Origin of the sequence: Arthrobacter sp. W4I7 (assembly GCF_030816215.1) — a bacterium.
Classification (GTDB): Bacteria; Actinomycetota; Actinomycetes; order Actinomycetales; family Micrococcaceae; genus Arthrobacter; species Arthrobacter siccitolerans_A.
Window position 1 is genome coordinate 391,377 of record NZ_JAUSXU010000001.1, and the last position, 11,538, is coordinate 402,914.

The following is an 11,538-nucleotide window of genomic DNA, read 5'->3' on the forward strand; positions in this document are numbered from 1 at the left end:
CACCCCTTGCCCGGCACACCCCATAGCCGGGCGGACATCCCCGAGGTACCAGGAGTACTCCGTGTTCGTGAAAAGCACCCTCGCCGCCGTCGCCGTCCTCGCCACCCTGGCCGGGACAGCCACAGCTCCCGCCCAGGCGGAGGCACCCAGGCCCGCGCCCGTCGTCGTCGGCCAGCCCCTTGCCGGGACACATGCCCACAACGACTATGAGCATGACCGCCCCCTGTTCGACGCGCTGGAGCACGGCTTCACCAGCGTCGAAGCAGACGTGTGGCTGGTGGACGGCGAACTGCGGGTGGCCCACGACCTTGCCGACGCCAAGCAAGGCGTCACGCTCGAGAGCCTCTACCTTGACCCGCTCGAGGACCTGGTCCGCAGCCAGCCCGGCCACAGCGTCTACCCTCGATGGGACGGCAGCCTCCAGCTCCTGATCGACATCAAGAGCGACGGCGAGGCCACCTACGCCGCCATCGAGCAGGAACTGTCCGAACACCGGGACATCATGAGCCGCTACACCAGCGGCAACGTGAAAACCGGCGCGGTCACCGCGGTCATCAGCGGCAACCGCCCGCTGGCCACCATGCAGGCACAGACTAAGCGGTCCAGCTTCTACGACGGCCGGTCCGCGGACCTCACGTCCAGCCTCCCCGCCGCACTGATGCCGCTGGTCAGCGACAACTGGACCAAGCTCTTCACCTGGCAGGGTGTGGGACCCATGCCCGAAACCGAGCGCGCCAAGCTGCGCACTTTCGTGGCTGCAGCCCATGCCAACGGTTACCGCGTCCGCTTCTGGGCCACCCCGGAGCAGTCAGGCGAAGCCCGTGACGCCGTCTGGACCGAACTCGCCGACGCGGGCGTGGACCACATCAACACCGACGACCTCGCCGGGTTGCAGCGGTTCCTCACCGCCCGCACGCAGTAACTACCGAGCAGAATCAGGACTACTCCCATGCCCTCCAAGACCATCAAAATGACGACGGCGGCCGCCGCCCTGGCGCTCGGCCTCCTTGCGTCCCAGCCCGCCACAGCCGCGGATACCTCCGGCAGCACCCCGGACAGCCAACAGGCTTTCACCTTCGGCGTTATTGGTGACATCCCCTACGGCGCGGCTGAGATCGCGAAGTTCCCGTCCCGCATCCAGGACCTGAACGCGGACAGGGAGCTGAAGTTTGTAGCACACGTGGGCGATATCAAGAACGGCTCCTCCGTCTGCTCCGACGAGTACTTCTCCTACATCCGCACCCAGCTCGATACCTTCACGCATCCTCTGGTGTACACGCCCGGGGACAACGAGTGGGTGGACTGCCACCGCACCAACAATGGCGCCTACAACCCGCTGGAGCGGCTGGACAAACTGCGGGAAGTCTTCTTCAACGAACCCGGCAAAACGCTCGGCGCCACCATGCCGGTCAAGACGCAGGAGAACGTGGGGCTTCCCGAAGACGTCCGCTTCACCCAGAACCGGGTGGCCTTCTCCGTGTTGAACATCCAGGGCAGCAACAACTCGCTCCTTCCCTGGAGCGGCCTGGGCAAGACCGCCGCAACTCCGGAGCAGCTGGCCGAAGTGGAGCACCGGACAGACGCCGTCCTGGCCCAGATCCGCGAGACCTTTCGGGACGCCGAACGCCGGAACGACAGGGCCGTGGTGCTGATGGCCCAGGCTGACATGTTCGATCCGTCGCTGCTCGCCGGCGCGTCCGCGGACCCGGACACTGTTTCCGGCTTCCGCGAGATCGTGCAGACCATCACCGAGGAGACCAACCGGTTCGACGCGCCCGTCTACCTCATCAACGGGGACAGCCACGTGTTCGCCCAGAACGAGCCCCTCGCCGAGGGCTCGCCCTGGCTGGACATCTACGGTCAGCCCGCCGCGGACAACCTGCAGCGCATCACGGTGGACGGGGCCAACAATGCTGTCGACTATGTGCGGTTCACGGTCGCCGGCAACAGTGCGGACGGTGCGGACGTCCTGAGCTGGGAAAAGGTCCCCTTCAGCCAGTAGGCACCAAGGAAGCGGACGACGGCGGGAACCTCCCGCCGTCGTCCGCTTCCGTAGGGAGGGGGCAGCGTGACATTCAGCTGCCGCACTTCCCTCTCTTGCTCGGGTCCTTGCCTAGAACCGGGTGGTGCCGCGCATCTTGCGGGGGCGTCCGTCCGGGTCCACCAGCAGGCGGTTGACGGGATTCGCCCAGAGGCGCTGGAGGGGCGGCACCGGCTGCGGGTGGTGGTGCCGCACTTGTCCCCTGGGGCGGGGCGAGCTGTGCCCGTTTTTGTGCCACTGGTCCAGGCTGTCGGCGGTGGCTTTCCACAGGCCCAGCCGGGCTGCCGGATCGTGGAGCTGGGGGTCATTCTGGTCCAGGCCCAGGTGTTCGGCCCAAAGTTGGAGCCGGAGCGAATGGGCCAACGAGCGGGAAGCCTCAGAACCGGCACTGGTGTCGACGACCGCGCAGGTAAGCTCGCTGTCCGTGGTCCATGACCGGCGGTTGAAGTTGTCCGACCCGATCGTGAACCAGGTGTCGTCGATGATGCAGATCTTGGCGTGGACATAGATGGGAGTCCCTGCCTTGTTCTCCAGGTTGAAGACGCCGAATCTTTCGGGGGCAACGCGGCGCATCCTTTCGATGGCACGCAATTGCCCCACCCGCTTGGGCGGCCCTCCGAGCGGACCGTCGGAGTCCGGGTAGCGCGGCACCACGGCGATCACATTCAACCCGGGGTTCTGTTGGAGGGCAGCTGCGATTCCATCGGCCACCTCTGCGGACCACAGATATTGGTCCTCGATGTAGATCAGCGAGCGGGCCTGGGCGAAAGCTTTTGTGTAGGCCCGGGCAACGCTCCGCTCACCGCCGGGAGCGAACGGGAACGGTGGGTGCTTTACGCCGTAGGTGCGCAGCAGCTGTACTGCGTGGGGGCCAGCCGGCGGCGGTGGCGGCGCTGTCTCCGGCAGGGGTTTGGGGTGCCGGGGCATATCCGCCAGGCGTTGCAGCAGCATCCGGTACGGCGTGCGGTGGTCCAGGGGATGGGGGTCATTCCACCGTTCCGCGAACAGCTCCAGGACATCCGCCACCACCGGGCCGCGCAGTTCGAGGGCGGCATCGTGCCAAGGTGGTTGTTTCCCGTACCGGGAATCCATGGCCACCGCCTGCGGGTCTCCCGCGTGATCGGCGTCGTCCCGACGGCTGTGGGAAAGGTCGATCCCGCCCACGAACGCGACGTCCCGTGACGGGTCGTCGCGGCGGCGGATGACGACCAGTTTCTGGTGATGGCAGCCGAAGAGGCGCACCCGCTGATCCAACAGCACCTCGCCGCCGGCATCGTTGACCTGGCGGCTGAGGAGCTCGTTGGACCGGCCACTCATCGGGGCCGAAATGCGCTCACCGTGGGATCTCCAGATCAGGCCGCGGACTTCCACTCCCGCCCGGGCCAGCCGCGCCAGCAACTCTCCGATCGTCGGTCCGTCCGGCGTGAGCCGCTCGTCGGCGTCGCCGCGCCAGTCGGTGAACCACACCCGGTCTCCGGCTTGAAGGGCCGACAGCTCCTCATGCAGCCGGGCGAAGTAGGCGGCCCCATGAACCAGGGGCCGCACGAGGTTACCCTCGGACCAGGACGCTGATCCGTCACTTCCGGCATGCACGCCGGTGGCCGCGTTCCCACGCTCACTGCCACTTAAGAACCAGGTACCAGGATTACTATCCACTCGATGTTCCCTTCGGGGCCTGCGGCCGGCTTAGTGTCCGGCCTCCTATGTAGCCTACGACTGGCTCATCAAGTCATCGGGTTGAATCATCGCCTTACGCCGTGATTCCCGGGATCTCGGCGACACCCTGCCGATCAGCAGGTTTTCGTGGGGGTGTCTGACAGGCACTGCCACTGAAGGAGCAGGCTGCGTAGCGTTGAAGCCGTGGACAGGAAAGAAGAGATTCGTGAGTTCCTGATCTCGCGTCGTGCGAAGATCAGCCCGGACCAGGCCAGGATTCCCAACTACGGGGAGCTGCGTCGGGTGCCTGGGCTGCGCCGTGAGGAAGTGGCTGAGCTTGCCGGGGTGAGCACGGACTACTACACCCGGCTGGAACGGGGCAGCCTCCGCGGCGTCTCCGACTCGGTGCTCGAGGCGGTGGCCTCAGCCCTCCAGCTGGACGACGCCGAGCGGGCACACCTGATGGACCTGGCACGGACGGCCAACGCGCCGTCGCGCCGGACGCCCCGCCGGCCGCCGCAGCAACGGGTCCGTCCCGGTGTGCTGCGCCTGCTGGACGGGATGACGGGAGTGGCGGCCATAGTGCAGAACGGCCGTTCGGACCTGCTCGCCGCCAACCAGCTGGGCCTTGCCCTCTACGGGCCGGTGTTCACCTCCGTTGCGTCGTTGGGCCCGGAAGGATCGACCCGGCGCCCGAACCAGGCACGGTACCTCTTCCTCGATCTGGGCGCGGGGGACTTCTACCCCGACTGGAACGCGATAGCGGCCACCACCGTGGCGATGCTCCGGCTTGAATCCGGCCGGGACCCGCACGACAGGGCCCTGAACGAGCTGATTGGCGAACTGACCACGCGCAGCGGACTCTTTGCCGGGTTGTGGGCCGGGCACGATGTGCGGATCCACACCACGGGAACCAAACGCTTCCACCACCCGGTGGCCGGTGACCTGTCCCTGCAGTTCGAGACGCTGGACCTCCCCGGCGACGAAGGCCAGACCGTCTTCACCTTCTCGGCGGAGCCGGGCTCCGCCTCCGAAAACGCGCTGGCATTCCTCGCCAGCTGGGCGGCGGCGCCGTCCACGCCAACGGACTCAGCACCAGAAACAACCACCGCCGGCGATCCTGCCGGCGGATCCACCCTCCCTGGGCGCGCCCCCGCGCAACCAGGAACCCGCAACCCAGGAAAGACAGAACCAACCCATGACTGAGCAGAACACCACACACGGGCAGGAAACCACGAAGGGCAAGAAGGTCTGGTTCATCACCGGCGCAGGCCGCGGGCTGGGCACTGACATCGCGAAGGCAGCCCTGGCGGCCGGCCACGCGGTGGTCGCTACCGGCCGCAACCCGGAAAAGGTCACCCAGGCCGTCGGTGAGCATGCGGATCTATTAGCCGTGAAGCTCGACGTCACCGAACCCGCAGAGGCGACGGCCGCCATCCAGGCAGCCGTGGACCGCTTCGGCCGGATCGACGTCCTCGTGAACAACGCCGGCAACTTCTACGCCGGGTTCTTCGAGGAAATCACGCCGGCGGACTTCCGGACACAGATCGAAACCACCATGTTCGGGCCGATGAACGTCACCCGCGCCGCCCTGCCGGTCCTCCGCGGCCAGCGCTCAGGCCTGCTGGTGACCATCTCCTCGACCGCCGGCATCGCAGGCGGCGAGTTCCTCACCGCCTATGCCGCGTCCAAGTTCGGCGTGGAGGGCTGGGCCGAGTCGCTGGCCCCGGAAGTCGCTCCGTTCGGCATTCGCAGCATGATTGTGGAACCCGGATTCTTCCGCACCGAGCTGCTCACCCCGGAATCCACCAGCTATGCGGACTCCGCCATCGAGGACTACGCCGAGCGCACCGAGCAGACCGTCAAAACCTGGAAGAGCATGGACGGCCAGCAGTGGGGAGACCCGGCCAAGCTGGCCGGCGCGCTGATCCAGCTGGCCGAGCTGAACGAGCCGCCGTTGCGCTTCGCCGCGGGCGCCGACGCCGTGGACACTTTCGAGGCGCGGGCCAAGCTGCTTCAAGACCAAGCAGATGCCCACCGGGACCTCTCGAGCAACCTCGCCTTCAGCGAGGCCTGACAAACGGAAACGGACGACGGCGTGCGCCTCCCCGCCGTCGTCCGCCGTACCTTGCACCCGCATGCGGACCGGGAATTCCGAAGGTCTGGACCCCGGTAGCTGCCGGATTTATGGTGAAAAGGTGGCGGCTGCCTGACTGGCAGGATAGCCAGTGCTGCCGGTCCGCTGTTGCGGCCGTCCGTCACGAGGAGGAAGCAGATGGAACACGTTGAAGAGACCGTTGACGTCGCTGTCCCGGTGCGGACCGCGTACAACCAGTGGACCCAGTTCGAATCCTTTCCGCAGTTCATGTCCGGTGTGGAATCCGTAACCCAGCTGACGGACACCACCAACCACTGGGTGACCAAGGTGGGTGGTGTTCAGCGGGAGTTCGATACTGAAATAGTCGACCAGGAGCCTGACGACCGGATCGCCTGGCGCAGCACCGACGGCAAGTCCCACGCCGGAATCATCAGGTTCACGCCGCTGGATGCCAATCACACGAAGGTCAAAGTCCATTTCGAATGGGCGCCCGAAACCGTCACCGAAAAAGCAGGCGCGGCCCTGAAGATCGACGAGATGCAGGTAAAGGCGGACATGCGGAAGTTCAAGGACTTCATCGAATGGCGCGGTACCGAAACCGGTGGCTGGCGTGGCGAAGTCGAGGACACCGGCCCGACCGGGCAGTTCTAGAAGAGCCGGCGGGATCGGCTGGGGAAGCGACGCCCGACAAACAGGACGCCTGACAAACAGAAAGCGGACGACGGCGGGAACCTCCCGCCGTCGTCCGCTCTCCTTGGGTCACTTATCCAGCAGCCCGCCGCTGGCCCAGCGCCGCACCGCCAGCTTCTCCGCCGCGTCGAACTCCAGCAGCGCCACCCGGCACAGTTCTTCCACGTTCCCGGTCCACGCTGCGGCCAGCTCCTCCGGCGTCGACTGGTCGCTGAACTGGAAGTTGGCGTAGGCCAGGCCCTGGAGGACAAAGCTGACCGCGCTGCGGGAGACCGGTTGGCCTGCACTGACGCAATCATCGCGCACCTGTCGCGACAGTTCAGCGCGCGTGAGCGGCGGATGCTCCCGCAGCCGGGGGGCCATAGCCTGGAAAATCTGCCGGAACTGGGCCGCGGACAGTGCAGGCACGTCCGTCACCCGGGTAACCCGCTCCTCGATCCCCGGCTGCACGTCGGCGGGCAGGGGAAGATCCTCGCTTGAGAACCGCTTCGAGTCCCAGACCCAGCCGCCTTGTGCCGCTGAATACTCGACGTTCTTGCCGATCTGGGAAACCCACGTCCCAAACTTTCCGAAGCCGCCCCAGTCCGTCTTCAAGGAAGGATCGGCCGTGAGCGCCCGGTGTGCCACCATCGCGCCAACGACCGGTCCGGGTGCCGTCCGGACAAACTCCGCCACCTCACGGATCGCGGGGGAGTGGGCTTTTGCTTTTGCCTTGGCTGCGTCAGGTGCCTGCGGTTGCTTCACGGAAGCTGCTGTATGGACGGGTTCAGCGGTTGTGCCGTTGAGGATCGCAACAAAATCATGGGACTCCACCACGTGGTCCGCCATCTCCCGGTAGGCGAAGGCCACAGCGCCGGCCGCGATAACGGTGGTCATCCGGTCGGCGGCACGGAACCGCTGGATCAGGGACGTGAAGTCGGCATCAGCCGAGGCGATGAAGAATTCTTCGATGCCACCGCCGCCGGAGAGCGCGTCCATGGCATCGAGCACCAGGTTGATGTCCGTGCTGCTCTTTCCGCGCTGGGTCAGCGACGGGCAGTCGATGACGCGGAATCCGGCGCGGGTCCAGTAGGTGCGGTACTTCGAGTACACCATGGGGTTCAGGTAGCAGTTGCGGATCAGGAAGCGCCGCGTCCCCTCGCCGGAACCACTGGCTGACAAGGCGTCGGCCCAATGCTTGGGGTCTTCGGCAAACCGCTTCGCCGCCTGCGGATCCAGAGCCTGGAGTCCGGTGAAGACATTGTCGAAATCAACAAACATCGCCGCCCGGATGCCGGGCCGGCGGGAAGGTGTGAGTGCCGCGTTCATTGGGCCAGTGTGCCAGCAACGTGCGGCAGCGGCTGTCCCTCCGGGTGCGACACGCGAGCGTACGACGGCGGGAGGCGCCCCGCCGTCGACCGCCCACCACTCACTGACAAGGACTGCGCCGGCAGAGGTGCAACGGCAGGAGGACGGAGTCCTTACAGTTACCGCTTAGGGGCTGAGGTCCCAGTGGACTTGGATTGCCTCAGCAATGGGGCCAGCGGTGACGTCGACGCGTAAAGCAACGGGCGCGGTTCCCGTCTCCTCAATTACCGTGTCACGGTACACGCGGCCGCATCTGGGGCACAGCGTGTAGAGGTCCTCGTCCGCGGGCCATGCCGCCAGCCCTTCGGGTACGGGGGTCTCTGCATAAACAGGCACGCCCTGTGAGTTCGCCTGAATCAATCCGTCCTGGCTGACACTGTTGCCGCACACGCAGGTGATTGTGGTGACATCATGACCCACCACATTGGCGGTTTCAGCGTCCATGGCGACCTCCCGGGGGCTGGAAGGGAGCTGCTGGTATCAGCTTATGCCCGCTGATCCGTGTGGCGCCCGGGCCTACCCAACTTCCGCAGCATCCATTGCCTGCTTACAGTGTGGGGTTCACTATTAAGGCTGTCGGGAAGGCTGGGGCCTACTGAAACGCCCACCGCCTACGGATCAAGGATTCGAGATGAATGATGGTTCCGCTTTCCCGAACCGGCGCACGCTGCTGAAGACAGCCGGGATTGGGGCGGCCAGTGTCGCCGCGTTGCCGCTGCTGTCCGCTTGTACCGGCGCATCGGCAGGGTCTATATCCTCAGCGACGGTGCCGGCATCCCTGCTCCCGGTCCCGCCGGGACAGATCGAACCACTGCTGGACCGGCCGAAAGTCGAGCATGCCCTTGCCCAGCTCGACGGACAGATCCAGGACGCCATGGAGCACACCGGGCTCCCGGGTATGGCCGTCGCCGTGGTGTATCAGGATGAGGTGGTGTACTCCAAAGGTTTTGGGGTCCGGGAAGTCGGAAAGCCCGAGGAAATTAGTCCTGGCACCGTGTTCCAGGTGGCTTCTGTGTCCAAGCCCCTGGCATCCACAGTGGTGGCAGGGCTGGTGGGGCGGGAGGTCATCAACTGGACGGACCCCGTTATCCAACATAACAGGAGCTTCGCGCTCAAGGACGACTACGTCACGCGGAATGCCACCTTTGCTGATCTGCTGTCGCACCGCAGTGGGGTGCGAACAGCCTCGGGTGACCTGCTGGAGGACCTCGGCTTCGATCGGGCGTACATCCTTAGCCACCTCAACCAGGAGCCCCTGGATACGTTCCGGTCCAGCTATAACTACAGCAATTTCGGATACACGGAAGGCGGCCAGGCGGCAGCCGATGCCCTGAAAGTGACTTGGGAGGATCTGGCCGACGAGGTTTTATTCCGGCCTCTGGGCATGTCCGCCAGCAGTTACCGTTACTCGGACTACGAGCGAGCCACAAACAAAGCCACCATTCATGTGCCCCTGGGGAACAAGCAGTGGGCAGCGAAATACCGCCGCAACGCCGATTCCGAGGCTCCGGCCGGGGGCGCGAGTTCGTCGGTGCGGGACCTGGCCCAATGGCTCCGGCTGCAGCTGGGCAACGGCAGTTACGAGGGCAAGCCCGTTATTGATGCGGCTGCCCTCCAAACAAGCCACGTTCCCCATGCGGTCTCCGGGCCGGCTTCGGCTCCCGCTGCCCGCTCGCGTTTCTATGGGCTGGGCTGGAACGTCTCGTACGATGACCAGGCCCGCGTCCAGCTGGGACACTCCGGGGCGTTCAACCTTGGCGCCGCCACCGCCGTCGCCATGCTTCCCGGTGAACAACTGGCCATTGTGGCCCTGACCAACGGGCGCCCGCAGGGGATTCCTGAAGCAATCACCGCCGGCTTCCTGGACACAGCCCAGCACGGATCACCCATGGTGGACTGGCTGGCATTCACTGAAGGCGCCTTTAAGCGCATTGATGAGTCCGAGAAACCTGAGGTCGATTACACCAAGGCTCCGCCTGCCCCTTCCCCTGCCAAGGCAAACAGCGCCTATACGGGCACCTACAACAACTCCTACTATGGCCCGCTCGTGGTCCTCGAAGAGGGCGGAAAACTGGCCATGAGAGTGGGACCGCCAGATAAACCCACGACTTTCCTTCTCACCCATTTCGACGGGGATACCTTCAGCTTTGAGTCCATAGGCGAAAACGCCAACGGCTTGGCCGGTGCACTTTTTGCGGGAACAGGCGGCGGCTCCTCGCCGAGTGTCACCCTGGACTTCTACGACAGGACCGGGCTGGGGACCTTCACCCGGTGATGCCGGCGTTCTTCCAGATGTGAGACGCGAGCCCGGGACTTAGAGCCGCAGTTCCATAAAGACGCTGTTGGGATCCAGGGCATAGTCCGCGAAAGGCGGGCACTTGGTGAAGCCGTTCCGGACATACAGGCGGCGAGCGGGAGCGAAATAATCCTCGGTGCCGGTCTCAAGGTAGATGCGCTCGAGGTCCCGGGCGCGGGCGTCGGCGAGGATATGCCCGAGCATGAGGGTTGCCACTCCCTTTCCCCGTGCCGCCGCGGCGGTCCGCATGGACTTTATTTCGCCGTGTCGGGGGAGCCCGGTGAGGGATTCCAGGAGCTTAAGCGCGCCGCAGCCCAGCAGGCCGCCGTCCTCACGGGCCGTCCAGAGCGTAATCGACGGTACTGACAGTGCAGAGGGGTCCAGGGCGTGAACGCTTTCGGCCGGCGAGGTGGCGAACATGTCTGCCAGGTGTTCGCTAAGGAGCTGGTGCACATCACCGCGTGTGGGATCGTCCCGGTCAATGGAAATCATCGCCGCTAAATCTACCGGCTTGGGCCAGCATCGGACTGCTAAAGCCGCGCCGGGAAGTCCCCAGCTGCGAAAAGGCAACGGACGATGGCGGGAGGTCCCGCCGTCGTCCGTTGCCCGCCTTCTACGCCTCGACGGTCACGCCGCGCCAGAAGGCGATGCGGTCCTCGATCTGCTTCGCGCGCGGCTTTGTCTCCGGGTAGTACCACGCAGCGTCCACGTTCAGCTTCCCGTCCACTTCCAGCGTGTGATAGCTGGCCTTGCCCTTCCAGGGGCAGATGGAATAGAGGTCGCTGTCCCGCAGGTATCCGGCGTTGACGGCGTCGCGCGGGAAGTAGTGGTTGCCCTCCACCACCACGGTGTCAGTGGATTCGGCGATGACTTTTCCGTTCCAGATGGCCCTGACCATGTGGGTTCCTTCCGTAGGTGCCGCTGACATGAAAGGCGGCTCGGGTCGTAGGAATGCCAACGACCTGACGGCCGCGGTTGTTCCCGGACGGCAGAGGGACTGCCGGAGGCGTCCGACGGCGGCGCTACCGCGGGCTTTTGTCGATGACGCAGAACCGGTTCCCGTCGGGATCGGCGAGGACCACGAAATCAGGATCCTCCGGGTACAGGTCCCAGTCCACGCGCTGCGCGCCGAGTGAGATGAGCCGCTCCACCTCCGCGTCCTGATCGTCCGCGTATAAGTCCAGATGGATCCGCGGGTGCTCCTGGACTGGCGTCTCACTCAACATGAGTGACAGTTGCGCTCCGGGGCCCGACGCCGGCGCAAGCGTCACCCACGTCTCGTCACCTCGCTCACGGGGAACGTAGCCGAGGGCGGCATGCCAGAATTCGGTAGCGAGCGCGACGTCGTTGACGCCGAGGACTATGGTGCCGAGGGTCAACATCCGCCCAGCCTAAACCCGGGCCGTGCAC

The 11,538-nt window shown here is 65.5% G+C and carries 12 protein-coding genes; 6 read left to right on the forward strand and 6 right to left on the reverse strand.

Features of this window, described 5'->3' with window-relative positions:
* Positions 1–61: 61 nt before the first annotated feature.
* Both QF047_RS01750 and QF047_RS01755 read left to right on the forward strand, forming a co-directional pair.
* Positions 62–922 carry a phosphatidylinositol-specific phospholipase C/glycerophosphodiester phosphodiesterase family protein gene (locus QF047_RS01750; RefSeq protein WP_307273245.1) on the forward strand — a complete coding sequence of 287 codons (861 nt, stop codon included), beginning with the start codon at positions 62–64 and terminating at the stop codon, positions 920–922.
* A 27-nt stretch (positions 923–949) separates the two neighbouring features.
* On the forward strand, positions 950–2,002 hold the full coding sequence (locus QF047_RS01755; RefSeq protein WP_307273248.1) for a hypothetical protein: 1,053 nt from the start codon (positions 950–952) through the stop codon (positions 2,000–2,002).
* Between the two features lie 111 nt (positions 2,003–2,113).
* Here QF047_RS01755 and QF047_RS01760 read toward each other — a convergent pair whose 3' ends face one another.
* Entirely contained in the window at positions 2,114–3,586 is a 1,473-nt protein-coding gene (locus QF047_RS01760; protein ID WP_307273250.1) for a phospholipase D-like domain-containing protein, read from the reverse strand.
* A 315-nt stretch (positions 3,587–3,901) separates the two neighbouring features.
* On the opposite strand from QF047_RS01760, the gene QF047_RS01765 reads away from it, so the two are divergent.
* The 3 genes from QF047_RS01765 to QF047_RS01775 all read left to right on the forward strand — a co-directional run bounded on the left by QF047_RS01765 (position 3,902) and on the right by QF047_RS01775 (position 6,446).
* Positions 3,902–4,903 (forward strand): helix-turn-helix transcriptional regulator, encoded by a 1,002-nt coding sequence (locus tag QF047_RS01765; protein ID WP_307273252.1) that lies wholly within the window; start codon positions 3,902–3,904, stop codon positions 4,901–4,903.
* A complete protein-coding gene (locus tag QF047_RS01770; RefSeq protein ID WP_307273254.1) occupies positions 4,896–5,774 on the forward strand; it encodes an SDR family oxidoreductase in 879 nt (292 codons plus the stop codon). The genes QF047_RS01765 and QF047_RS01770 overlap by 8 nt, the downstream gene beginning before the upstream one ends.
* A gap of 198 nt (positions 5,775–5,972) precedes the next feature.
* Entirely contained in the window at positions 5,973–6,446 is a 474-nt protein-coding gene (locus QF047_RS01775) for an SRPBCC family protein (RefSeq protein ID WP_307273256.1), read from the forward strand.
* A 108-nt stretch (positions 6,447–6,554) separates the two neighbouring features.
* Here the strand turns inward: QF047_RS01775 and QF047_RS01780 are convergent, their stop codons facing one another.
* Positions 6,555–7,793, reverse strand: a complete 1,239-nt coding sequence (locus tag QF047_RS01780; RefSeq protein WP_307273258.1) for an NYN domain-containing protein — start codon at positions 7,791–7,793, stop codon at positions 6,555–6,557.
* Positions 7,794–7,958: 165 nt separating this feature from the next.
* Positions 7,959–8,276, reverse strand: a complete 318-nt coding sequence (locus tag QF047_RS01785) for a hypothetical protein (protein ID WP_306635948.1) — start codon at positions 8,274–8,276, stop codon at positions 7,959–7,961.
* 187 nt (positions 8,277–8,463) lie between these two features.
* Here QF047_RS01785 and QF047_RS01790 point away from each other — a divergent pair, with 187 nt between their 5' ends.
* The gene (locus QF047_RS01790; protein WP_307273264.1) at positions 8,464–10,107 is read left to right on the forward strand and encodes a serine hydrolase; all 1,644 of its coding nucleotides are present in this window, start codon (positions 8,464–8,466) and stop codon (positions 10,105–10,107) included.
* A 39-nt stretch (positions 10,108–10,146) separates the two neighbouring features.
* On the opposite strand, the gene QF047_RS01795 is transcribed toward QF047_RS01790, so the two are convergent.
* The 3 genes from QF047_RS01795 to QF047_RS01805 form a co-directional block, all read right to left on the reverse strand.
* Entirely contained in the window at positions 10,147–10,620 is a 474-nt protein-coding gene (locus tag QF047_RS01795) for a GNAT family N-acetyltransferase (protein ID WP_307273267.1), read from the reverse strand.
* 121 nt (positions 10,621–10,741) lie between these two features.
* Positions 10,742–11,026 (reverse strand): DUF427 domain-containing protein, encoded by a 285-nt coding sequence (locus QF047_RS01800; RefSeq protein ID WP_307273270.1) that lies wholly within the window; start codon positions 11,024–11,026, stop codon positions 10,742–10,744.
* Positions 11,027–11,150: 124 nt separating this feature from the next.
* On the reverse strand, positions 11,151–11,510 hold the full coding sequence (locus tag QF047_RS01805; protein ID WP_307273272.1) for a VOC family protein: 360 nt from the start codon (positions 11,508–11,510) through the stop codon (positions 11,151–11,153).
* Positions 11,511–11,538 lie beyond the last annotated feature (28 nt).

Bases quoted from the DNA above. Each gene is read 5' to 3' on its own strand.
- QF047_RS01755 (WP_307273248.1), top strand. From the start codon at position 950: ATGCCCTCCAAGACCATCAAAATGACGACGGCGGCCGCCGCCCTGGCG.
- QF047_RS01770 (WP_307273254.1), top strand. From the start codon at position 4,896: ATGACTGAGCAGAACACCACACACGGGCAGGAAACCACGAAGGGCAAG.
- QF047_RS01775 (WP_307273256.1), top strand. From the start codon at position 5,973: ATGGAACACGTTGAAGAGACCGTTGACGTCGCTGTCCCGGTGCGGACC.
- QF047_RS01780 (WP_307273258.1), bottom strand. From the start codon at position 7,793: ATGAACGCGGCACTCACACCTTCCCGCCGGCCCGGCATCCGGGCGGCG.
- QF047_RS01785 (WP_306635948.1), bottom strand. From the start codon at position 8,276: ATGGACGCTGAAACCGCCAATGTGGTGGGTCATGATGTCACCACAATC.
- QF047_RS01790 (WP_307273264.1), top strand. From the start codon at position 8,464: ATGAATGATGGTTCCGCTTTCCCGAACCGGCGCACGCTGCTGAAGACA.
- QF047_RS01795 (WP_307273267.1), bottom strand. From the start codon at position 10,620: ATGATTTCCATTGACCGGGACGATCCCACACGCGGTGATGTGCACCAG.
- QF047_RS01800 (WP_307273270.1), bottom strand. From the start codon at position 11,026: ATGGTCAGGGCCATCTGGAACGGAAAAGTCATCGCCGAATCCACTGAC.
- QF047_RS01805 (WP_307273272.1), bottom strand. From the start codon at position 11,510: ATGTTGACCCTCGGCACCATAGTCCTCGGCGTCAACGACGTCGCGCTC.